Origin of the sequence: Azohydromonas sp., from assembly GCF_035325925.1 — a bacterium.
Taxonomy (GTDB): domain Bacteria; phylum Pseudomonadota; class Gammaproteobacteria; order Burkholderiales; family Burkholderiaceae_C; genus Calidifontimicrobium.
On sequence record NZ_DAOKZA010000013.1, the window covers coordinates 16,514 to 37,634 of the forward strand.

Here is a 21,121-nt window from a genome sequence, read left to right on the forward strand (position 1 = left end):
GCCCCTTTCGACATGAGCCGACTCATCTACGACCTGAGCCGGGTGCTGACCTGGTTCGGCGGCGCGGTGCTGACGCTGATCGCCCTGCTCAGCGTCACCAGCATCGCCGGCCGCGCGCTGAGCGGCTTCGGCCTCGGACCGGTGCCGGGCGACTTCGAACTCGTCGAGGCCGGCACCGCGCTGGCCGTGTTCTGCTTCCTGCCTTGGGCCCACCTGAAGCGCGGGCACGCGTCGGTGGACCTGCTGTGGCCGTACTTCCCGGCGCCGATGAAACGCGCGCTGGAGATCCTGTCCGACACGCTGATGCTGGTCTGCTGGCTGCTGCTGGTGTGGCGCATGGGCGTGAGCATGATGGACTACCGCGCCAACGCCGAGGTCACGTTCATCCTGCAGATGCCCGTGTGGTGGGGCTACGCGGCGTCGTTCCCGTTCGCCGTCGTCGGCTGCATCGTCTACCTGCTGCGCCTGGCCGAGGACGTCGGCCTCGCGACCGCGCCGATGGACCTGGGCGCGGGCGGGGGGCAGCACTGATGGAACCGATCGCGCTGGCCATCGGGTCGCTGCCGCTGCTGCTGGTGCTCATCCTGCTGCGCGTGCCGATCGGGCTGTCGATGCTCGTGCTGGGGCTGGGCGGCTCGTGGCTGGTGTACGGCAGCGCGGCGCCGCTGCTCAACCAGATGAAGACGCTGGCGTACAGCCAGTTCTCCAGCCACTCGCTGTCGATCGTGCCGCTGTTCCTGCTGATGGGGCAGTTCGCCGCGGTGGGCGGCATGTCACAGGCGCTGTTCAAGGCGGCCGAGGCGTTCATCGGCCACCACCGCGGCGGCGTGGGCATGGCCGCGATCGGCGCGTGCGCCGGCTTCGGCTCGATCTGCGGCTCGTCGATGGCCACCGCGGCGACGATGGCGCAGGTCTCGCTGCCCGAACTGCGCAAGGCCGGCTACGCGGGCGGCCTGTCGACCGGCCTGCTCGCCGCCGGCGGCACGCTGGGCATCCTGATCCCGCCGTCGATCGTGCTCGTCATCTACGCGATCCTCGCCGAGCAGAACATCGCCAAGCTGTTCGCCGCGGCGTTCGTGCCGGGCATCCTGGCGGCGCTCAGCTACATGCTCGTGATCAACCTGGTGGTCAGGCTGAAACCCGGGTCGGCCGGGCTGGTGGCGCCGATACCGTGGGCGCAGCGCTGGGCGGCGCTGGTCGCGATCTGGCCGGTGCTGCTGATCTTCGTCGCGGTGATCGGCGGCATCTACACCGGCGTGTTCACGCCCACCGAAGGCGCCGCGGTCGGCGCCGTGGGCACCGGCGTGCTGGCGTGGCGGCGCGGCGGGCTGTCGCGCGCCAACCTGCGCCAGTCGTTCGAGTCCACCGCCGCCGGCACCGCGATGGTGTTCATGATCGTGCTCGGCGCGGCGGCGTACAACACCTTCCTCGCGCTGTCGCAGATGCCGCAGGAACTGGCGTCGTGGGTCGGCGCGCAGGGCTTCGGCCCGTACCAGGTGCTGTGGGCGATCCTGATCTTCTACCTGATCGCCGGCTGCTTCATGGACTCGCTGTCGATGATCCTGCTGACGATCCCGATCTTCTTCCCGATGATCTCGGGGCTCGACTTCGGGCTCACGCCGGAGGAGACGGCGATCTGGTTCGGCATCCTCGTGCTGATCGTCGTCGAGGTCGGGCTGATCACGCCACCGGTGGGCATGAACCTGTTCGTGATCCAGTCGATGGCACCCGGCATCCCGATGAAGGACACGTACCGCGGCGTGATGCCGTTCGTGCTCAGCGACCTGATCCGCGTCGTCGTGCTGGTGGCGTTCCCGTCGATCACGCTGTTCGTGCTGCGGCTGTAGCCGCTGGCGACCGGCTCGAGCGCCGCCGCCCTTGATGCACGACAAGCCGCGCGCCACCGCCGGGCGGCACACTACAGGTGTGTACGCTTCGCCGCCGACGCCGGCGGCTCGATGGCCATGAACCCACGTCAGGTCAAGGACGACATCCCCGGCACGACGCTGTTCGACGGGCGCATGGCACGCAAGGGCTATGCGCTGAACAAGATGTGCTTCTCGTTCAACGACGCGGCGCATCGCGCCGCGTTCGTCGCCGACGAGGACGCGTACTGCGCCAGGTTCGCACTGAACGCCGAGCAGCGCGAGGCGATCCGCCAGCGCAACGTGCTCGCGCTGCTGGCCGCCGGCGGCAATGCCTACTACCTGGCCAAGTTCGCCGGCATCTTCGGCCTGGACATGCAGGACATCGGCGCGCAGCAGACCGGCATGAGCAAGGAAGCGTTCAAGGCCCGGCTGGTCGCCGCCGGCCGCGACTGAGACCCGGGGAGCCCGCGCCATGGCCGTCATCGTCGGCAGCGTCATGACCTCGCACGTGCCCGCGATCGGCGGCGCGATCGCCAAGGGCCTGCAGGACGAGCCGTACTGGAAGCCGTTCTTCGACGGCTTCGCCCCGGTGCGCCGCTGGCTGGCCGCGGTGCGCCCCGACGTCGCGGTGGTGTTCTACAACGACCACGGGCTCAACTTCTTTCTCGACAAGATGCCGACCTTCGCGATCGGCGCCGCACCCGAGTACCGCAACGCCGACGAGGGCTGGGGCCTCCCGCCGCTGCCACCGTTCGCCGGTGACGAGGACCTGTCCTGGCACCTCGTCGAGTCGCTGGTGGCCGACGACTTCGACATGGTCACCTGCCAGGAGATGCTCGTCGACCACGCGTTCACGCTGCCGATGGCGCTGCTGTGGCCCGACCAGCGCTGGCCGGTGCGTGTGGTGCCGGTGTGCATCAACACCGTGCTGTTCCCGCTGCCGTCGGCCGCGCGCTGCCACCGCCTCGGGCAGGCGGTGGGCCGCGCAGTGCAGGCCTGGGACGCCGACGCGCGCGTGCTGGTGCTGGGCACCGGCGGGCTGTCGCACCAGCTCGAAGGCACGCGCGCCGGCCACCTCAACAAGGCGTTCGACCTGCAGTTCATCGACAGCCTGACGCGCGACCCGCTGTGGGCCACGCGCTTTTCGATCAACGACCTCGTCAAGCAGGTCGGCACGCAGGGCATCGAGCTGCTGATGTGGCTCGCCGCGCGCGGCGCGCTGCCCGGCGCGGTGGCCGAACTGCACCGCAACTACCACATCCCGATCTCGAACACCGCGTCGGGACTGCTGCTGCTCGAGCACCGCGGCTGAGCCGCGGGCCTGGCGCCCGATCGCGGCCGCGCCGGGCGCCGCCGCGCGTTCAGGGTGCGACCGTCTCGCCCTGCGCGAGTTCGCCCAGCGCCTTCTGGTCGATCACGTTGACCGTGTAGCCGCTGACCTCGATCACCCCTTGCTGCATGAAGCTGCGCATCAACCGCGACAGCGTCTCCGGCGTGATCGCGAGCTGCGACGCGATGTCGCGCTTGCGCTCGTGCAGCTGCACGACGCCCTGCCCCGGTTTGCCGGGGCGCGGCGCGCAGCGCTGGTGCAGCCACGCGGCCAGCCGTGCCGGCGCGTCCTTGTGCATCAGCTCGTGCGTGTTCAGCGTCAGGTCGCGCACCTGCTGCGCCAGCGCCGCGGCGAGCAGCCGCGCCAGCGAGGTACGACGTTCGAACAGCGCGATCACGATGTCGATCGGCCACTCGGCGACGGTCACCGGGCTCAGCGCGCGCGCGTCGAGCGCATGGGTGGTGTCCAGCCACGCCGATGCGAGGTCGAGCCAGGCCGGCGCGTGCACCAGCCGCTCGGGACGGAACTGGCCGTCGGCGGTGGCGATGCCCAGCGCGACGTCGCCCTGCAGCAGCACGACGACGGTGTGGGCCATCTCGGTGCGCTGGAAGATCGCCTGCCCCTGCGCGACCAGCCGCGTGCGCGCCTCGCGCTCGAGCGCGTGGGCGTCGGCCGACGACACGCCCAGCGACGTCAGCGCCGGTGCGATGCGCCGCGCCGGCGGCACGCGCTCGCCGTGGGCGTAGGCGCCTCGGCGCGAGCCGGGCATCGCCGACATCGGGTCGGCCGTCGACAGCCTCGACGCCGCTCGCGTCGGCGCCGTCGCAGACAACAGAGTGCCGGAATCGGTGGTCATCGTTCTACCTTCGGCTCCATCCGTCGGTGTCCGCCCTGCGGACGGGCCGGCCGGCTCGTGGCAGGGTGGGCGTGGCTCGAGTTGATGTGGCGCAGCGCCCGCCGCGCCCCGTGCACGCATGGTGGCGTGGCACTGCCAACGGGGGATTGCGCCAGATCAACGGGCCGGCGCGGATGCATCCCGGCAGTGCGCAGGGGTGCTCGCGGCGGCCACAATCGGCGCATGAACGAGCACCGCGCCCACTCCGCCGAGCTGCCCGGCGTACACAGCCCGGCCGCCGGGTTCGACCAGCCGTTCGCGGTGCTCGACGCGTGCCACGACCGCGTGCGGCGCAGCCTCGACCTGCTGCAACGGCTGACCGTGCATGTCGCCGAACACGGCGGCGACGCCGCCGCGCGTGGCGCCGCACACGACGTCTGGCGCTACTTCTCGCTCGCCGCGCCGGCGCACCACGAGGACGAGGAGCGCCACGTGCTGCCGCTGCTCGAGGCCAGCGGCGACGCGGCGCTGCAGGCGCTGGCGCGGCGCATCCTCGACGACCACGCGCGCATCCGCGCGACCTGGGCGGCGCTCGCGCCGCGGCTGCAGGCGCTGCACGCCGGCGAGTCGGTCGACGCGGGCGCGCTGCGCGACGCCGCCGACGCCTTCGTGCGCGCGCACGAAGGCCACCTGGAGCGCGAAGACGGCCAGGCCTTTCCCGCCGCGCAGCGCCTGGCCGAACGCCGCGCCGGCGCGCTGCAGGCGATGGGGCGCGAGATGGCCGAGCGCCGTGGCGTCGCCATGCACGCGGCGCGCTGAGCGCCTCGCCGAAGGCGGGGCGCGACGCGGCCGCGGTATAACTGGCGCCCTTTGCGTTGTCCGCGCGCCGCCGCGCGCCTGCCGTCCATGCACACGACCCTGCATCCGCTGCTCGCCACCGGCGCCGACGCGGCGCCCGCCCTGTCGGCCCCGGGCCGCGCGGCGCTGGACTTCGCCGGCCTGCGCGCGCTGATCGCCGCCACCACCGCGCGACTGAACGCGCTCGGACTCGGCCGCAACGACCGCGTGGCCATCGTGCTGGCCAACGGCCCCGAGATGGCCAGCTGCTTCGTCGCCTGCGCCAGCGCGGTGACCAGCGCGCCGCTGAATCCCGCCTACCGCGCCGACGAGTTCGACTTCTACCTGTCGGACCTCGGCGCCAAGGCGCTGATCGTCGAGCGCGGCAGCCTGTCGCCGGCGATCGAGGTCGCCGTCAAGCACGGCGTGCGCGTGCTCGACCTGGTGGTGCCCGACGGCGCGCCGGCGGGCGCCTTCACGCTCGAGTCGCGCGAACCGCACGCCGGGGCGCCGGCCGCGCACCCCGGTGCGGCGCAGCCCGACGACGTGTCGATGCTGCTGCACACCTCGGGCACGACGTCGCGACCGAAGATCGTGCCGCTGTCGCAGCGCAACCTGGCCGCGTCGGCGCAGCACATCGCGCGCACGCTGCAGTTCACGCCGCGCGACTGCGGGCTGAACATCATGCCGCTGTTCCACATCCACGGGCTGATCGCCGGCGTGCTCGCGCCGCTGGCCGCCGGCTCGCAGGTGTTCTGCACGCCGGGCTTCAACGCGCTGAAGTTCTTCGCCTGGATGGACGAGGCCAGGCCCACCTGGTACACGGCGGTGCCGACCATGCACCAGACGATCCTCGCGCGCGCCGACAAGAACCGCGAGGTCATCGCGCGCCACCCGCTGCGCTTCCTCCGCAGCAGCTCGAGCTCGATCCCGCCGCAGGTCATCGCCGAGCTCGAGCAGGCCTTCGGCGCGCCGCTGATCGAGGCCTACGGCATGACCGAGGCGACGCACCAGATGGCGAGCAACCCGCTGCCGCCGGCGGTGCGCAAGCCGGGCACCGTCGGCGTGGCCGCCGGCCCGCAGATCGCGATCATGGGCGAGGACGGCGCGTTGCTGCCCTGCGGCGCCACCGGCGAGATCGTGATCCGCGGCGCCAACGTGACCGCCGGCTACGAGAACAACCCGAAGGCCAACGCCGAGGCGTTCCGCGACGGCTGGTTCCGCACCGGCGACCAGGGCGTGCTCGACGCTGACGGCTACCTGAGCATCACCGGGCGGCTGAAGGAGATCATCAACCGCGGCGGCGAGAAGGTCAGCCCGCGCGAGGTCGACGAGATCCTGATGGACCACCCGGCGGTGGCGCAGGTCGTGTGCTTCGGCATGCCGCACGCCAAGCTCGGCGAGGAGGTGGCGGCCGTCGTCGTGCTGCGCGAGGGCCACGCCGCGACCGAGCGCGACCTGCAGCAATTTGTCGCGGCGCGCGCGGCCGACTTCAAGGTGCCGAAGAAGATCCTCTTCATGGCCGAGATCCCGAAGGGTGCCACCGGCAAGCTGCAGCGCATCGGGCTGGCGGCCAAGCTCGGGCTCACCGGGTAAACCCGCAGCGTCGCACCTCCGGCACTAAGCCATCGCTTATGCGCAGCCGGCAGCAACTCTAAGTTGCCGCTGTGCAGCGGCGTCTCTACATTGGCCGGCTGTCGCAAGCCACCTGGAAGACGCCATGATCCGTACGCTGTTCACCGCCGCGGCCGCGATGTTCGCCGCCGCGCATGCCCTGGCCTGGGAGCCGACGAAGCCGGTCGAGTTCGTCGTGCCCGCAGGCACCGGCGGAGGCGCCGACCAGATGGCGCGCTTCGTCCAGGGCGTGGTCGCCAAGCACGGACTGATGAAGCAGCCGATCGTCGTCGTCAACAAGGGTGGCGGTGCCGGCGCCGAGGGTTTCCTCAACGTCAAGGAAGACAAGGGCAACGCGCACAAGATCGTCATCACGCTGTCGAACCTGTTCACCACGCCGCTGGGCACCGCGGTGCCGTTCAACTGGCGCGACCTGACGCCGGTGTCGATGCTGGCGCTGGACAACTTCGTGCTCTGGGTCCACGCCGAGTCGCCGTACCAGACGCCCAAGCAGTTCTTCGACGCGCTGAAGTCCGGCCCCGACCGCAGCCTGAAGATGGCCGGCACCGGCAGCAAGCAGGAGGACCAGATCATCACCGTCGCGCTCGAGCGGGCCGCAGGCAAGAAGATGAGCTACATCCCCTACCCCGGCGGCGGCCAGGTGGCCACGCAGCTGGTGGGCAGGCACGTCGACGCGACGGTCAACAACCCGATCGAGGCCGAGAGCCACTGGCGCGCCGGCAAGCTGCGCGCGCTGTGCGTGTTCGACGCCAAGCCGCTGCCGTACAAGGACAAGGTCACCGACCAGCAGTCGTGGGGCGACCTGCCCACCTGCTCGTCGGCCGGCATCCCGGTCGAGTACACGATGCTGCGCGGCATCTTCATGCCGCCGGGCGCCACGCCCGAGCAGGTGAAGTTCTACGTCGACCTGCTCGACAAGGTGCGCGCCACCCCCGAGTGGAAGGACTTCATGGCCAAGGGTGCGTTCAACCCGACCACGATGACCGGCCAGGCCTACTTCGACTGGCTCGGCCGCACCGAGCAGCAGCACCGCGTGCTGATGAAGGAGGCCGGCTTCATCGCCGGCTGAGCGTCGCCGCGAAGGCTGGCCGACATGGCTGAACCCGGGCAGGAAGCCGCCGACGGCGGCAGTGTCGGCGTGCGCTGGCCCGAGCTGCTCGTCGCGCTCGGCTTCATGGCCGTCGCGGCGGTGGTGATGTTCGACAGCCGGCGCGTCGGCGCCGGCTGGGCCGACGACGGCCCGCAGTCGGGCTACTTCCCCTTCTACATCGGGCTGGCGATGTTCGCCGCGGGTGCGTGGACGGCGTGGGTGCAGCTCGCGCGCTGGCGGCGCTTCGAGCTGTTCGCCGAGCGCGCCCAGCTGCGCAGCGTGCTGACCGTGCTGTGGCCGATGGCGGTGTACGTGGGGCTGGTCCCGGCGGTGGGCATCTACCTCGCGTCGATGGCGCTGATCGCGTTCTTCATGCTGCGCCACGGTCGCCACCGGCTGGCGCTGACCGCCGCCGTCGCCGCCGGCGTGCCGCTGGCCTTCTTCGTGGTGTTCGAACGCTGGTTCCTCGTTCCGCTGCCCAAGGGCCCGATCGAGGCGCTGCTCGGTTTCTGAGGCGGCCGTGGACGAGCTCAACAACCTGTTCCACGGCTTCGCCGTGGCCGCGACGCTGCCGAACCTGGGCTTCATGCTGATCGGCATCGTGCTCGGCGTGCTGATCGGCGTGCTGCCCGGCCTGGGCGGCGCCAACGGCGTGGCGATCCTGCTGCCGCTGACGTTCAGCATGAACCCGACGTCGGCGATCATCATGCTCAGCTGCATCTACTGGGGTGCGCTGTTCGGCGGGGCGATCACGTCGATCCTGTTCAACATTCCTGGCGAGCCGTGGAGCGTGGCCACCACGTTCGACGGCTACCCGATGGCACAGCAGGGGCGCGCGGCGCAGGCGCTGACGGCGGCGTTCACGTCGAGCTTCGTCGGCGCGATCTTCGCGGTGCTGCTGATCACGTTCCTCGCGCCGCTGGTGGCCAGGTTCGCGCTGAAGTTCGGCCCCGCCGAGTTCTTCGCGGTGCAGTTGCTGACCTTCTGCAGCTTCGTCGGCCTGAGCAAGGAGCCGCCGGCGAAGACGATCGCGGCGATGATGCTCGGCTTCGCGCTCGCCGCGGTCGGCATGGACGCGGTCACCGGCAACCTGCGCATGACCTTCGGCTTCACCGAGCTGCTCAAGGGCTTCGACTTCCTGATCGCCGTCATCGGCCTGTTCGGCATCGGCGAGATCCTGCTGACGATGGAGGAAGGCCTGTCGTTCAAGGGCAGGAGCGCGAAGATCCGGCTGCAGGTCGTGTGGCAGACCTGGCGCGAGCTGTTGCGCCACTGGAAGCTGTTCCTGCGCAGCGTGCTGGTCGGCTGCTGGATGGGCGTCACGCCGGGCGGCGCGACGCCGGCGTCGTTCATGAGCTACGGCATCGCGCGGCGCATGTCGAAACACCCCGACGAATTCGGCAAGGGCCGCATCGAGGGCGTCGTCGCGCCCGAGACCGCGGCGCACGCGGCCGGCACGTCGGCGCTGCTGCCGATGCTCACGCTGGGCATCCCCGGCTCGCCGACGGCGGCGGTGCTGCTCGGCGGCCTGCTGATCTGGGGGCTGCAGCCCGGGCCGATGCTGTTCGTCGAGCAGAAGGAGTTCGTCTGGGGGCTGATCGCCAGCATGTACATCGGCAACGTCGTCGGCCTGATCGTGGTGCTGACGACGGTGCCGTGGTGGGCGGCGATCCTGCGCATCCCGTTCTCGATCATCGGGCCGGTGATCATCGTGATCTGCGCGATCGGCGCCTACACGGTCAACAATTCGATGTTCGACGTCTACGTGATGCTGGTGTTCGGCGTGCTCGGCTACCTGTTCAAGAAACTGAAGTACCCGCTGGCGCCGCTGGTGCTGGCGCTCGTGCTCGGCGACATGGCCGAGTCGAGCTTCCGCCAGGCGATGCTGCTCAGCCAGGGTTCGCTCGCGATCTTCTGGAGCAACCCGCTGGTGGCGAGCATCGCGGGGCTGGCGGTGCTGATGCTGGTGTGGCCGCTGTTCGGCGCCGCCAAGGCGGCGCTGCGCCGGCGCGAGACGCTGGCCGACGGCCGGGTGACGCCTTGAAGATCGCCGTCGTCGGCGCCGGCGCGATCGGCGGCTACCTCGGCGCGAAGCTCGCGCTCGCGGGCGAGGACGTCACGTTCATCGCCCGGCGGCGCAACCTGGAGGCGATCAACGCCCGCGGCTTGCGGCTGATCCTCGAGGACGGCAGCGAGGCGCACGCGCGCGGCGTGCGCGCCGTCGAGCGCTACGCCGACGCCGGGGCGCAGGACGCGGTGCTGCTGACCGTCAAGGCGCACCAGGTGCGCGACCTGCTGCCCGATCTCACCGCGCTGTTCGGCCCGCGCACGATGGTCGTGACGATGGTCAACGGCGTGCCGTGGTGGTACTTCCACAAGCTCGCCGGCCCGCACGAGGGGCGCGGACTCGACAGCGTCGACCCCGGCGGCGTGATCGCCGCGCACATCGAGCCCGAGCGCGTGATCGGCAGCGTCGTCTACCCGGCCGCCGAACTGGTCGAGCCCGGCGTCGTCAGGGTCGTCGAGGGCAACCGCTTCACGCTCGGCGAACCCGACGGCAGCCGCAGCGAGCGCATCGAGGCGCTGTCGCGCGCGATGATCGGCGCCGGCTTCAAGGCGCCGGTGAGCAAGGACATCCGCGGCGAGATCTGGGTCAAGCTGTGGGGCAACCTGAGCTTCAACCCGATCTCGGCGCTGACGCACGCCACGCTCGAGCAGATCTGCCGCTTCCCGCCAACGCGTGCGCTGGCCGCGGCGATGATGACCGAGGCGCAGGCGGTGGCCGAGGCGCTGGGCGTGCGCTTCAAGATCAGGCTCGAGCAGCGCATCGCCGGTGCCGAGGCGGTGGGCGCGCACAAGACCTCGATGCTGCAGGACGTCGAGGCCGGCCGTGCGCTCGAACTGCAGGCGCTGGTGGGCGCCGTCGTCGAGCTCGGCCGCGTCACCGGCGTGCCGACGCCGACCATCGAGGCGATCCACGCCGCGGTGCAGCTGCTCGAGCGCACGCTGCGCGACCAGCACGGCCGGCTGCAGGTGCAGCCCGCAGCCTGAGATCCCCGCGGCGCCTCCGGCGCCTGCCACCCCGGGTGCGGCGCGCGCCGGCCGGCGCGCTGGTTAGCATCACGTCCGTCGAACCCCACAGCCTGGAGCCCCGGCGATGCCCGTGATCACGAACATCGAAGACCTGCGCGTGCTGGCGAAGCGGCGCGTGCCGCGCATGTTCTACGACTACGCCGACTCGGGATCGTGGACCGAGAGCACCTACCGCGCCAACGAGGCCGACTTCGGCAGGATCAAGCTGCGCCAGCGCGTCGCGGTGAACATGGAAAACCGCACGACGGCGACGACGATGGTCGGCGTGCCGGTGAAGATGCCGGTGGCGATCGCGCCCACCGGACTGACCGGCATGCAGCACGCCGACGGCGAGATCCTCGCGGCGAAGGCGGCCGAGAGGTTCGGCATCCGCTTCACGCTCAGCACGATGAGCATCTGCTCGATCGAGGACGTGGCCGCGGCGACGACGCAGCCGTTCTGGTTCCAGCTGTACGTGATGCGCGACCGCGACTTCATCGAGCGGCTGATCGACCGCGCCAAGGCCGCCGGCTGCGACGCACTGATGCTGACGCTGGACCTGCAGATCCTCGGCCAGCGCCACAAGGACCTGAAGAACGGCCTGTCGGCGCCGCCCAAGCTGACGCTGGCGAACGTCGCCAACATGATGACCAAGCCGCGCTGGTGCCTGGGCATGCTCGGCACGCCGCGGCGTCAGTTCGGCAACATCGTCGGGCACGTCAAGGGCGTCGGCGACATGGGCAGCCTGTCGGAGTGGACCGCCAAGCAGTTCGACCCGCAGCTCAACTGGGGCGACGTCGAGTGGATCAAGAAGCGCTGGGGCGGCAAGCTGATCCTCAAGGGCATCCAGGACGTCGAGGACGCGAAGCTCGCCGCCGACTCGGGCGCCGACGCGCTGATCGTCAGCAACCACGGCGGGCGCCAGCTCGACGGCGCGCAGAGCAGCATCGAGGCGCTGCCGGCGGTCGTCGACGCGGTCGGATCGCGGATCGAGGTGCACATGGACGGTGGCATCCGCAGCGGCCAGGACGTGCTCAAGGCCTGGGCGCTGGGCGCGCGCGGCACCTACATCGGTCGCGCCTTCCTTTACGCGCTGGGCGCGATGGGCGAGGCCGGCGTGACCAGGTGCCTCGAGATCATCCACAACGAACTCGACCTGACGATGGCCTTCTGCGGCCACACCGACATCCGGTGCGTCGACCGCTCGATCCTGCTGCCCGGCACCTACCCGGCCTGAGCCGGCGGTGCAGCCCGGGCCGTCGTGCGGCGCCCCGCCCGCGCCCCGCCGGCGCCCGGACAAGCACCGATTCGCGGATTGATGCGCCTCAAGAGCGCGGAAGTCGCCTGATGCCTAGTTGGCAGCGGCGGTTCGTGGGGACCGCTGCAGCAAACAGGAGTACCCGGTGAGAGTTCGCAACACGGTGATGGGATGGGGCGCCACGGCATTGATCGTGCTGAGCGCGCCGGCGTTGGCGCAACAGCGCGTCGACCTGGGCAAGCGCGAGTACGACAACAACTGCGCGGTCTGCCATGGCAAGGACGGCAAGGGTGCCGGCGCATACGCCGACATGCTCAAGCGCAGCCCGCCCGACCTGACGACGATGGCCAAGCGCAACGGCGGCGTGTTCCCGCTGGCGCGCGCCTACGAGGTGATCGAAGGCGCCGGTGCCGGCCACGGCACGCGCGACATGCCGATCTGGGGGCAGGAGTACAACGTCAAGGCCGCCGAGTACTACATGGACGTGCCATACGACGCCGAGGCCTACAGGCGCGCGCGCATCCTGGCGCTCGCCGAGTACCTGAACCGCCTGCAGGCGAAGTGATGGATGGCGGGCCGCGCCGTCACGCGGCGGCGAAGGCCCGCTCGAGTTCGGCCGCCCAGCGCCGCTTGTCGGCGTCGGGCGCGAAGCTGGCCTCGAACGAGTTCGTCGCCAGCTGCCACGCCTGGCGCGCGCCGAGTTGCGGCAACGCGGCGAAGGCCTGCACGAAGTTGTCGTTGACGTAACCGCCGAAGTACGCCGGGTCGTCGCTGTTGACCGTGGCGCACAACCCGGCGTCGAGCAGCGCCGGCAGGTTGTGCTGCCCGAGGCTCGGGAACACGCGCAGCCGCACGTTCGACAGCGGGCACACCGTCAGCGGCACGCGCTCGCGCGCGAGCCGTTGCACCAGCGCCGGGTCGTCGACGCAGCGCACGCCGTGGTCGATGCGCTCGACCCGCAGCACGTCCAGCGCGTCGCGGATGTACTCGGCCGGGCCCTCCTCGCCGGCGTGCGCGACGCGGTGCAACCCCAGTTCGCCGCAGCGCGCGAACACGCGCGCGAACTTGCCCGGCGGGTGGCCGAGCTCGCTGCTGTCGAGCCCGACGCCGACGAAGTGTTCGCGGTACGGCAGCGCCTGCTCGAGCGTCGCGAACGCCGCGTCCTCGCTGAGGTGGCGCAGGAAGCACAGGATCAGCTTCGCGGTGATGCCGAACTCCTGGTGCGCGCGCCGGCACGCGTGGTGCAGGCCGACGATCACCGCCTCGATCGGCACGCCGCGCGCGGTGTGCGTCTGCGGGTCGAAGAACAACTCGGCGTGCACGACGTTGTCGGCTGCGGCACGCTCGAAGTAGGCCCAGGCCATGTCGAAGAAGTCCTGCTCGTGCAGCAGCACGCCGGCGCCGGCGTAGTACACGTCGAGGAAGCTCTGCAGGTCGGCGAACGCGTAGGCGGCGCGCAGCGCGTCGACGCTGGCCCAGGCCAGCGGCACGCGGTGGCGCTCGGCCAGGCGGAAGATCAGCTCGGGCTCGAGCGTGCCCTCGACGTGCACGTGCAGTTCGGCCTTGGGCATGCGGCGCAGCAGTGCCGGCAGGCGGTCGCGGGGGATCGCGTCGAAGTCGATCGCGGCGGTCATCGTCAGCACACTCCGAAGGTGATGCGCTGGCCCTGCAGCCAGCGGCGGTAGGCGGCGCTCAGCCGGTCGGCGGCGCAGTGCAGTTCGCCGCCCGACACCGGCAGCCGGCGCGGGCGCTGCGACTCGAGCACCGGGCGGTCCTGGCGGAAGATCGTGTCCTGGAACGCGAGCAGGTCGCCATCGGGCAGCGCGTCGTCGCTGGTGAAGATCGTGAACCAGACGCGGCAGGCCTCGGGCTCGGTCGGGCAGGTCCACAGCGCGTAGGCTTCCTGCGGCGCATCGCCCACGCCCTTCTTCGTCAGCAGCGCGGTGTACGGCGACAGCAGCTGGTAGCGGTAGTCGACCCAGGCGCCGCCGGCGGCGGCCGCGCTGCCCTGCGGCTGCCAGGCGCGGTAGTCCGGCACGCCGGGGCGGCCGTGCGCGTCGGCGATCACCTCGTAACCCGGGACCTGCAGGTGGTCCCGCGCGCCCAGCCAGCCCTCGTGCACGAGGCCGAAGTGCGCGGTGTCGAGAAAGTTCTCGACCACGCGCGGCGCGCTGGTGGCCACGTCGTACGGCCCGCACAACAGGCGCCGCGACGGCAGGTCGCTCAGCAGCGGCGGAGCGTGCGGCGCCTCGGCCGGCGCGCCGGCGGCGGCGACCCACCACAGCCCGTGCGCCTCGCGCAGCGCCCAGGCGACGGCACGGTGGCCGGTCGGTGGCACGAAGTCGGGCAGCGCCGGCACGTGGCGGCAGCGCCCGTCGGCACCGAAGCGCCAGCCATGGTACGGGCACTCGAGCTGCCCGTCGTGCACGCGGCCCAGCGACAGCCGCGCGCCGCGGTGCGGGCAGCGGTCGGTGAAGGCGCGCGCCTCGGCGCCGTCGTGCCACAGCGCCAGGGGCTGGCCGAGCAGCGTCACACCGAGCGGGCGGTCGGTGGCCAGTTCGCCGACCGCGGCCACCGGCAACCACCAGTGCGCCTCGGGAGCGATGGCGTCGTTCGCTTGCATGGCGCAAGCCTACACGCTTCGCGGCGGCGTCCTCCCCTGGCGCCGCCCATTGCCGCCGCAGGCGGTGCCCGCTCCTGCACTTGGTGGCCCGCGACGGCCGGCGCGGCAAAGCGGCGTGCGCCCGGGCGACGGCGCTTTGCGACACCGACGCGCACTGCAAAGGCGAGCCCGTGCACGCCTTCGCGGACCCATCACGATGGCCCTCGCGGCTGCCCGCAAGGTTGAACCGCAACCGCACCAGTCCTGCGAGACTTTCACCAACGAGCCGAGCACGGCCGACCGCTCCTGCGACGATCATCCAACCAGGGACCAGGGAACGCCGCTGCTTCAGAGCACCAGCAGCGCGCGGAAGTCGTTGACGTTGGTGTAGGTCGGCCCGGGGCTGACCAGGTCGTCCAGCGGCGCGAAGAAGCCGTAGGCGTCGTTGCGGTCCAGGTGCTCGCGCGCCTTCAGCCCCAGCGCCGCGGCGCGCGCCAGCGTGTCGGGGCCGACGAGCGCGCCGGCGTTGTCCTCGACGCCGTCGATGCCGTCGGTGTCGGCGGCCAGCACGTGCACGCCGGCCTCGCCCTGCAGCGCGATCGCGCAGCCGAGCAGGAACTCGCTGGCGCGCCCGCCGCGACCGGGCGTCCCGCGCACCGTCACCGTGGTCTCGCCGCCGCTGAGGATCACGCACGGCTTGGCGAACGGCTGGCCGCGGCGCGCCACCGCGCGCGCCAGCGCCGCGTGCACCTTGCCCACCTCCCGGCTCTCGCCCTCGATCTCGTCGCTGAGCACGTGCGCGGCGATGCCGTGCTCGCGCGCCAGCGCCGCGGCGGCTTCCAGGCTCTGCTGCGGCGTGGCGATCAGGTGCACCGCGTGGCCGGCGAAGCACGCATCGCCCGGCTTGGGCGTCTCGAAGGCGCCGCTGTCCAGCCCCTGCCGCGCCGCGGCCGGCAGCCCGATGCCGTAACGCGCCAGGATCGCCAGCGCGTCGGCGCAGGTCGTCGCATCGGGCACCGTGGGCCCGCTGGCGATGACCGCCGGGTCGTCGCCGGGCACGTCGCTGATGGCCAGCGTGACCACGCGCGCCGGCGCGCACATCGCGGCCAGCCGCCCGCCCTTGATCGCCGAGAGGTGCTTGCGCACGCAGTTCATCTCGTCGATCGCCGCACCCGAGTGCAGCAGCGCGCGGTTGACGGCCTGCTTGTCCTCCAGCGTCAGGCCCGGAGCGGGCAGGCTCAGCAGCGCCGAGCCACCGCCCGAGATCAGGCACAGCACGAGGTCGTCGGCGGTCAGGCCGCGCGCGCGCGCGGCGATGCGCTGCGCCGCGCGCCGCCCGGCCTCGTCGGGCACCGGGTGCGCGGCCTCGACGACCTCGATGCGTCCCGGCCCGGCCCGGTACGCCGGCGGCACGTGGCCGTAGCGCGTGACCACCAGCCCCGACAGCGGCGCGTCGCCGGGCCACAGCGCGTCGACGGCGGCGGCCATCGCGCCGCCGGCCTTGCCGGCGCCGAGCACCAGCGTGCGCCCCTTCGGCGGCCGCGGCAGGTGCGCGGCCGTCACGAACCGGGGCAGCGCGCGGCGCACCGCCGCGTCGTACAGCGCGCGCAGGAAACCCCGCGGGTCGGCGCGCGGGTCCATCGGGCTCAGCCCTGCGCCACGTCGTGATTGGCGAGGATCTCGAGCGCGCGCACCAACGCCGAATGGTCGAGCCCGTCCATGCCGTGCGCCGCGCAGGCCTGCATCAGCTGCGCCGCGTTGGCCGTGTTCGGCAGCGCCACGCCCAGCGCCTTGGCGCCCTGCAGTGCCAGGTTCAGGTCCTTCTGGTGCAACCCGATGCGAAACCCCGGCGCGAACGTGCGCTTGATCATGCGCTCGCCGTGCACCTCCAGGATGCGGCTGCTGGCGAACCCGCCCATCAGCGCGGTGCGCACCTTGGCCGGGTCGGCACCGGCCTTGCTCGCGAACACCAGCGCCTCGGCCACCGCAGCGATGTTCAGCGCCACGATGATCTGGTTGGCCACCTTGGTGGTCTGCCCGTCGCCGTTGCCGCCCACCAGCGTGATGTTCCTGCCCATGCGCTCGAACAGCGGGCGCACGCGCTCGAACGCACCCGGCGGCCCACCGACCATGATCGTCAGGCTCGCCGCCTTGGCGCCGACCTCGCCGCCGCTGACCGGCGCGTCCAGGTAGTCGCAGCCCAGCGCGTTGATCCTCTGCGCGAAGGCCTTGGTCGCGATCGGGCTGATCGAGCTCATGTCGACCACCACCTTGCCCGCCGTCAGCCCTTCGGCCACGCCGGCCTCGCCGAACAGCACCGCCTCGACGTCGGGCGTGTCGGGCACCATCGTGAAGACGATGTCGGCTCGGCTCGCCACCTCCCCGGCGCTGGCGCAGCGCGTCGCGCCTGCCTCGGCGATCTCGGCGGGCACCTTGCTGCGGGTGTGCACGAACATCCGGTGGCCTGCGGCGATCAGGTGGCCGCACATCGGCGCGCCCATGATGCCCAGGCCGATGAAGCCGAGGTTCAGCGGGGTTGTGGTCATGTCGTCTCCTGCGTGTCGGGGAATTCAGCGCGCGAAGGCCTGGCGCCAGCCCAGCCCGGCTTCGGTCGTCGTCGCCGGCCTGTACTCGCAGCCGACGTGGCCGCGGTAGCCGATGCGGTCGAGGTGCGCGAACAGGAAGGCCCAGTTCAGCTCGCCGGTGCCGGGCTCGTGGCGGCCCGGATTGTCGGCCAGCTGGATGTGCGCGATGCGCGCCAGGTGCTTCTCGATCGTCGCGGCGATCTCGCCCTCGGTGCGCTGCGCGTGGTAGATGTCGTACTGCACGAAGGCGTTGGCGGCGCCGACGTCGTCGAGCACCGCCAGCGCCTGCGCGGTGCGGTTCAGCCAGAAGCCGGGGATGTCGTGGGTGTTGATCGGCTCGATCAGCAGCTTCAGCCCGGCGCGGCCCAGCTCGGCTGCGGCGAACCTCAGGTTGTCGACGAAGGTCGCGCGCAGCACCGCGTCGTCGACGCCCGCGGGCGCCTTGCCGGCCAGGCAGTTGAGCTGCGGCGCACCCAGCGCGGTGGCGTACTCGACGGCCCGGGCCACGCCGGCGCGGAACTCGTCGACGCGGTCGGGGTGGCAGGCGATGCCGCGGTCGCCGGCGTCCCAGTCGCCCGCGCCCAGGTTGTGCAGCACCAGCTTCAGCCCGTGGGCGTCCAGCCGCGCCCGGATCTCGGCGGGGTCGAACGCATACGGGAACAGGAACTCGACGGCATCGAAGCCGGCGCGCGCGGCGCACTCGAAACGCTCGAGGAACGGCACCTCGTTGAACAGCATCGTCAGGTTGGCGGCGAAACGCGGCATGGTCGGGCCTCCTTCGGGTTCAGTCGAGCAGCGCGACGGCGGTCGGCACGTCGGCCCGGCTCGCGGCGAGCCCCCCGAATTCGACCACGTTGTCGATCTCGGTGCCCATCGCGATATCGGTCACGCGCTCGAGGATCACCTCGATGACCACCGGCACCCGGTGCTCGGCCATCCAGGCCTCGGCCTGGCGGATCGCCGGCGCGATCTCCTCGTGCCGGTGCACGCGGATCGCCTTGCAACCCAACCCCTCGACGACCTTGACATGGTCGACGCCGTAGCCGCGTGTTGCCTCGTGTTCGGGGGTGTTGACGTTGTCGAACGCCAGCTGCACGCAGTAGTCCATGCCGAAGCCGCGTTGCGCCTGGCGGATCAGCCCGAGGTAGCTGTTGTTGACGACGATGTGGATGTACGGCAGCTTGAACTGCGCGCCCACCGCGAGTTCCTCGAGCATGAACTGGAAGTCGTAGTCGCCCGACAGCGCGACGAGCTTGCGCTGCGGGTCGGCGGCGCGCACGCCCAGTGCCGCCGGCACCGTCCAGCCCAGCGGGCCAGCCTGGCCGCAGTTGATCCAGCGCCGCGGCCCGTAGACGTGCAGGAACTGCGCCGCGGCGATCTGCGACAGGCCGATCGTCGAGACGTAGGTGACGTCCCTGCCGAACGCGTTGTTCATGCACTGGTAGACGCGCTGCGGCTTCATCGGCACGTCGTCGTAGTTGGTCTTGCGCAGGTACTGCAGGTCGGCCTTGCGCGCGCGGCACTCGCCGGCCCAGGCGGTGCGCTCGCGCAGCCGCCCGGCGGCCCGCCACTCGCGGGCGACCTCGACGAACAGCGCCAGCGCAGCCTTTGCGTCGCTGACGATGCCGTAGTCGGGCGCGAACACGCGGCCGATCTGCGTCGGCTCGATGTCGACGTGGATGAACTTGCGACCCCTGCAGTAGACCTCGGGGCTGCCGGTGTGGCGGTTGGCCCAGCGGTTGCCGATGCCCAGCACGAAGTCGCTGGCCAGCAGGTTGGCGTTGCCGTAGCGGTGCGAGGTCTGCAGCCCGCACATGCCGGCCATCAGCGGGTGGTCGTCGGGGATCGTCCCCCAGCCCATCAGCGTCGGGATCACCGGGATGCCGGTCAGCTCGGCGAACTCGACCAGCAGGTCCGCCGCGTCGGCGTTGACGACGCCGCCGCCGGCGACGATCAGCGGCCGCTCGGCGCCGTCGAGCATCTCGAGCGCCTTCTCGACCTGCCGGCGCGACGCCGCGGGCTTGTACACCGGCAGCGGCTCGTAGGTGTCGATGTCGAACTCGATCTCGGCCATCTGCACGTCGAACGGCAGGTCGATCAGCACCGGCCCCGGGCGGCCCGAGCGCATCAGGTGGAACGCCTGCTGGAACGCACGCGGCACCTGCGCCGGCTCGAGCACCGTGGTGGCCCACTTGGTGACCGGCGTGGCGATCGCCGCGATGTCGACCGCCTGGAAGTCTTCCTTGTGCAGCCGCGCGCGCGGCGCCTGGCCGGTGATGCACAGGATCGGGATCGAGTCGGCCTGCGCCGAGTACAGCCCGGTGATCATGTCGGTGCCGGCCGGCCCGCTGGTGCCGATGCACACGCCGACGTGGCCGACCCTGGCGCGCGTGTAGCCCTCGGCCATGTGCGAGGCGCCCTCGACGTGGCGCGCCAGCACGTGCGCGATGGTCTGCCGCTCGCGCAGCGCCGCGTACAGCGGGTTGATCGCCGCGCCGGGCACGCCGAAGGCCTGCGTGACGCCTTCCTTCTCCAGCACCAGCACCGCGGCCATCGCGGCCTTCATCTTGGCCATGAATCGTCTCCAGCAGGTCGATGCCGCGATGGTGGCCGCGCCAGTCGCGCGAGGGAACCGAAGCGCGCGCAGATGAGCTATTCCATGGCGGAATGGCTGGCTATGATGCGCCGATGGATCGGGTTGCCGGCATCCGCCTGTTCATCCGCGTCGTCGAGACCGGCAGCTTCAGCCGTGCCGCCGCCGACCTGGGCATCACGCAGCCGACCGCGACCAAACACGTCGCCGCGCTCGAGGCCAAGCTCGGCGCGCGGCTGTTCCACCGCAGCACGCGCGGCGTCACGCCCACCGAGGTGGGCCACGCGTATTACGACAAGTGCAAGCTGATCGCGCACGAGCTCGACGAGGCCGACAGCCTGGCCGCGCTGATGAGCTCTCGCGTGCAGGGGGTGCTGCGCATCAGCACCTCGGTGGCCTTCGGGCGGCGCGTGATGACGCCGCTGGTGTTGCGCTTCATGCAGGAGCATCCCGGGCTGCAGGTCGACCTGAGTTTCGACGACCGCTACGTCAACCTCGTCGAGCAGGGCATCGACCTGGCGATCCGCATGGGGCGGCTCGCCGACTCGCAGCTCGGCGCGCGCTACCTCGGCGTCAACCCCTGGGTGCTGGTCGCCTCGCCCGACTACCTCGCGCGCCGCGGCCGGCCGGCGCACCCGCAGGACCTCGCGCAGCACGACGCGCTGATCTACAGCAGCGTGCAGGGCGACGAACGCTGGCACTTCAGCGGCGCCGACGGACGTGCGCTGCAGGTGCCGGTCAAGGGGCCGCTGCGCAGCAATAACCTGTCGGCGCTGCTCGCCGCGGCGCGCGCCGGCTTCGGGCTCGCGGTGCTGCCCTGGTACGTCGCGCACGACTCGGTGCGCGACGGCGCGGTGCAGCCGCTGCTGGCCGACTGGTCGCTGCCGGCGCAGGAGATCCACGCCGTCTACACGTCGCCCAAGCTCGTGCCGACCAAGGTGCGCGGCTTCGTCGACTGGCTGCAGCCCAGGTTCCCCGAGCGCTGGTGGGCACGCGACGCCGGCTGAGCCGGGGTGCGGTCGCTGGGGTCCGGCGTTCGGTCTGACAGAAGGGCCGTGCGGGCCAATAGTGCGCCTCTTGGCGAACGTGACCGTGCCCTTGCGGCCCGATGCAGACCTTCGCCGAGTTCCGCTGCCTGCGGTGGCCCGCGTACGACGGTTCAGCGAGCCAAGGCCAGCGGGCACCCTCCCACGCCATGTCCCCCGGGTCGGGCTGCGCCCGCCCCTCCTCCTTCACTTCCGTGGGAGGGTGCCCGCCGTCCTCGGCCTGCCGGCGCTGCGGTCTTCGACGGTCGGACACCCTTGCGGTGGCCCGCCGAGGACGGCGGGGGCCCCTGCCCGGGAGGCCAGGAGGGGCCCCCGGGCGAAGGACCGGGGGGGGGGGGAGGCGGGGGGAGGGGGCCCCCCCGCCTCCGCC

The 21,121-nt window shown here is 71.6% G+C and carries 20 protein-coding genes; 13 read left to right on the forward strand and 7 right to left on the reverse strand.

Features of this window, described 5'->3' with window-relative positions:
- Positions 1–12 precede the first annotated feature (12 nt).
- From PKC53_RS06870 to PKC53_RS06885, 4 genes are all read left to right on the forward strand, one after another.
- Positions 13–531 carry a TRAP transporter small permease gene (locus tag PKC53_RS06870; protein ID WP_324427593.1) on the forward strand — a complete coding sequence of 173 codons (519 nt, stop codon included), beginning with the start codon at positions 13–15 and terminating at the stop codon, positions 529–531.
- The gene (locus tag PKC53_RS06875; RefSeq protein ID WP_324427595.1) at positions 531–1,847 is read left to right on the forward strand and encodes a TRAP transporter large permease; all 1,317 of its coding nucleotides are present in this window, start codon (positions 531–533) and stop codon (positions 1,845–1,847) included. The genes PKC53_RS06870 and PKC53_RS06875 overlap by 1 nt, the downstream gene beginning before the upstream one ends.
- A 117-nt stretch (positions 1,848–1,964) precedes the next feature.
- Positions 1,965–2,321 (forward strand): protocatechuate 4,5-dioxygenase subunit alpha, encoded by a 357-nt coding sequence (locus PKC53_RS06880; protein ID WP_324427597.1) that lies wholly within the window; start codon positions 1,965–1,967, stop codon positions 2,319–2,321.
- 19 nt (positions 2,322–2,340) lie between these two features.
- The gene (locus PKC53_RS06885; RefSeq protein ID WP_324427599.1) at positions 2,341–3,180 is read left to right on the forward strand and encodes a class III extradiol dioxygenase family protein; all 840 of its coding nucleotides are present in this window, start codon (positions 2,341–2,343) and stop codon (positions 3,178–3,180) included.
- Positions 3,181–3,229: 49 nt separating this feature from the next.
- On the opposite strand, the gene PKC53_RS06890 is transcribed toward PKC53_RS06885, so the two are convergent.
- The gene (locus PKC53_RS06890; RefSeq protein ID WP_324427601.1) at positions 3,230–4,054 is read right to left on the reverse strand and encodes a Crp/Fnr family transcriptional regulator; all 825 of its coding nucleotides are present in this window, start codon (positions 4,052–4,054) and stop codon (positions 3,230–3,232) included.
- 222 nt (positions 4,055–4,276) lie between these two features.
- On the opposite strand from PKC53_RS06890, the gene PKC53_RS06895 reads away from it, so the two are divergent.
- The 8 genes from PKC53_RS06895 to PKC53_RS06930 all read left to right on the forward strand — a co-directional run bounded on the left by PKC53_RS06895 (position 4,277) and on the right by PKC53_RS06930 (position 12,490).
- The gene (locus PKC53_RS06895; RefSeq protein ID WP_324427602.1) at positions 4,277–4,852 is read left to right on the forward strand and encodes a hemerythrin domain-containing protein; all 576 of its coding nucleotides are present in this window, start codon (positions 4,277–4,279) and stop codon (positions 4,850–4,852) included.
- Between the two features lie 87 nt (positions 4,853–4,939).
- A complete protein-coding gene (locus PKC53_RS06900) occupies positions 4,940–6,466 on the forward strand; it encodes an acyl--CoA ligase (RefSeq protein ID WP_324427604.1) in 1,527 nt (508 codons plus the stop codon).
- Between the two features lie 124 nt (positions 6,467–6,590).
- Entirely contained in the window at positions 6,591–7,574 is a 984-nt protein-coding gene (locus PKC53_RS06905) for a tripartite tricarboxylate transporter substrate-binding protein (RefSeq protein WP_324427606.1), read from the forward strand.
- Between the two features lie 24 nt (positions 7,575–7,598).
- A complete protein-coding gene (locus PKC53_RS06910) occupies positions 7,599–8,108 on the forward strand; it encodes a tripartite tricarboxylate transporter TctB family protein (protein ID WP_324427608.1) in 510 nt (169 codons plus the stop codon).
- A gap of 7 nt (positions 8,109–8,115) precedes the next feature.
- Complete coding sequence (locus PKC53_RS06915) at positions 8,116–9,639, forward strand: tripartite tricarboxylate transporter permease (RefSeq protein ID WP_324427610.1); 1,524 nt, start codon at positions 8,116–8,118, stop codon at positions 9,637–9,639.
- Positions 9,636–10,646, forward strand: coding sequence for a 2-dehydropantoate 2-reductase (locus PKC53_RS06920; RefSeq protein ID WP_324427612.1), 1,011 nt, complete (start codon positions 9,636–9,638; stop codon positions 10,644–10,646). Before PKC53_RS06915 ends, PKC53_RS06920 begins: the two co-directional genes overlap by 4 nt.
- A 106-nt stretch (positions 10,647–10,752) precedes the next feature.
- Positions 10,753–11,904 carry an alpha-hydroxy acid oxidase gene (locus tag PKC53_RS06925; protein ID WP_324427614.1) on the forward strand — a complete coding sequence of 384 codons (1,152 nt, stop codon included), beginning with the start codon at positions 10,753–10,755 and terminating at the stop codon, positions 11,902–11,904.
- A 166-nt stretch (positions 11,905–12,070) separates the two neighbouring features.
- Positions 12,071–12,490: a cytochrome c gene (locus PKC53_RS06930; protein WP_324427616.1), complete on the forward strand. Its 420-nt coding sequence runs from the start codon at positions 12,071–12,073 to the stop codon at positions 12,488–12,490.
- Between the two features lie 19 nt (positions 12,491–12,509).
- Here the strand turns inward: PKC53_RS06930 and PKC53_RS06935 are convergent, their stop codons facing one another.
- The 6 genes from PKC53_RS06935 to gcl form a co-directional block, all read right to left on the reverse strand.
- Positions 12,510–13,559, reverse strand: a complete 1,050-nt coding sequence (locus PKC53_RS06935) for an adenosine deaminase (RefSeq protein ID WP_324427618.1) — start codon at positions 13,557–13,559, stop codon at positions 12,510–12,512.
- Between the two features lie 2 nt (positions 13,560–13,561).
- Entirely contained in the window at positions 13,562–14,548 is a 987-nt protein-coding gene (locus PKC53_RS06940; RefSeq protein WP_324427620.1) for an aromatic ring-hydroxylating dioxygenase subunit alpha, read from the reverse strand.
- Positions 14,549–14,875: 327 nt separating this feature from the next.
- Entirely contained in the window at positions 14,876–16,168 is a 1,293-nt protein-coding gene (locus tag PKC53_RS06945; RefSeq protein WP_324427622.1) for a glycerate kinase, read from the reverse strand.
- Positions 16,169–16,173: 5 nt separating this feature from the next.
- Complete coding sequence (locus tag PKC53_RS06950) at positions 16,174–17,073, reverse strand: 2-hydroxy-3-oxopropionate reductase (RefSeq protein ID WP_324427624.1); 900 nt, start codon at positions 17,071–17,073, stop codon at positions 16,174–16,176.
- Between the two features lie 24 nt (positions 17,074–17,097).
- Entirely contained in the window at positions 17,098–17,877 is a 780-nt protein-coding gene (gene hyi, locus PKC53_RS06955; RefSeq protein ID WP_324427626.1) for a hydroxypyruvate isomerase, read from the reverse strand.
- Positions 17,878–17,896: 19 nt separating this feature from the next.
- Positions 17,897–19,687: a glyoxylate carboligase gene (gene gcl, locus PKC53_RS06960; protein ID WP_324427628.1), complete on the reverse strand. Its 1,791-nt coding sequence runs from the start codon at positions 19,685–19,687 to the stop codon at positions 17,897–17,899.
- Positions 19,688–19,800: 113 nt separating this feature from the next.
- On the opposite strand from gcl, the gene PKC53_RS06965 reads away from it, so the two are divergent.
- Positions 19,801–20,712 (forward strand): LysR family transcriptional regulator, encoded by a 912-nt coding sequence (locus PKC53_RS06965; RefSeq protein ID WP_324427630.1) that lies wholly within the window; start codon positions 19,801–19,803, stop codon positions 20,710–20,712.
- Positions 20,713–21,121: the final 409 nt, after the last annotated feature.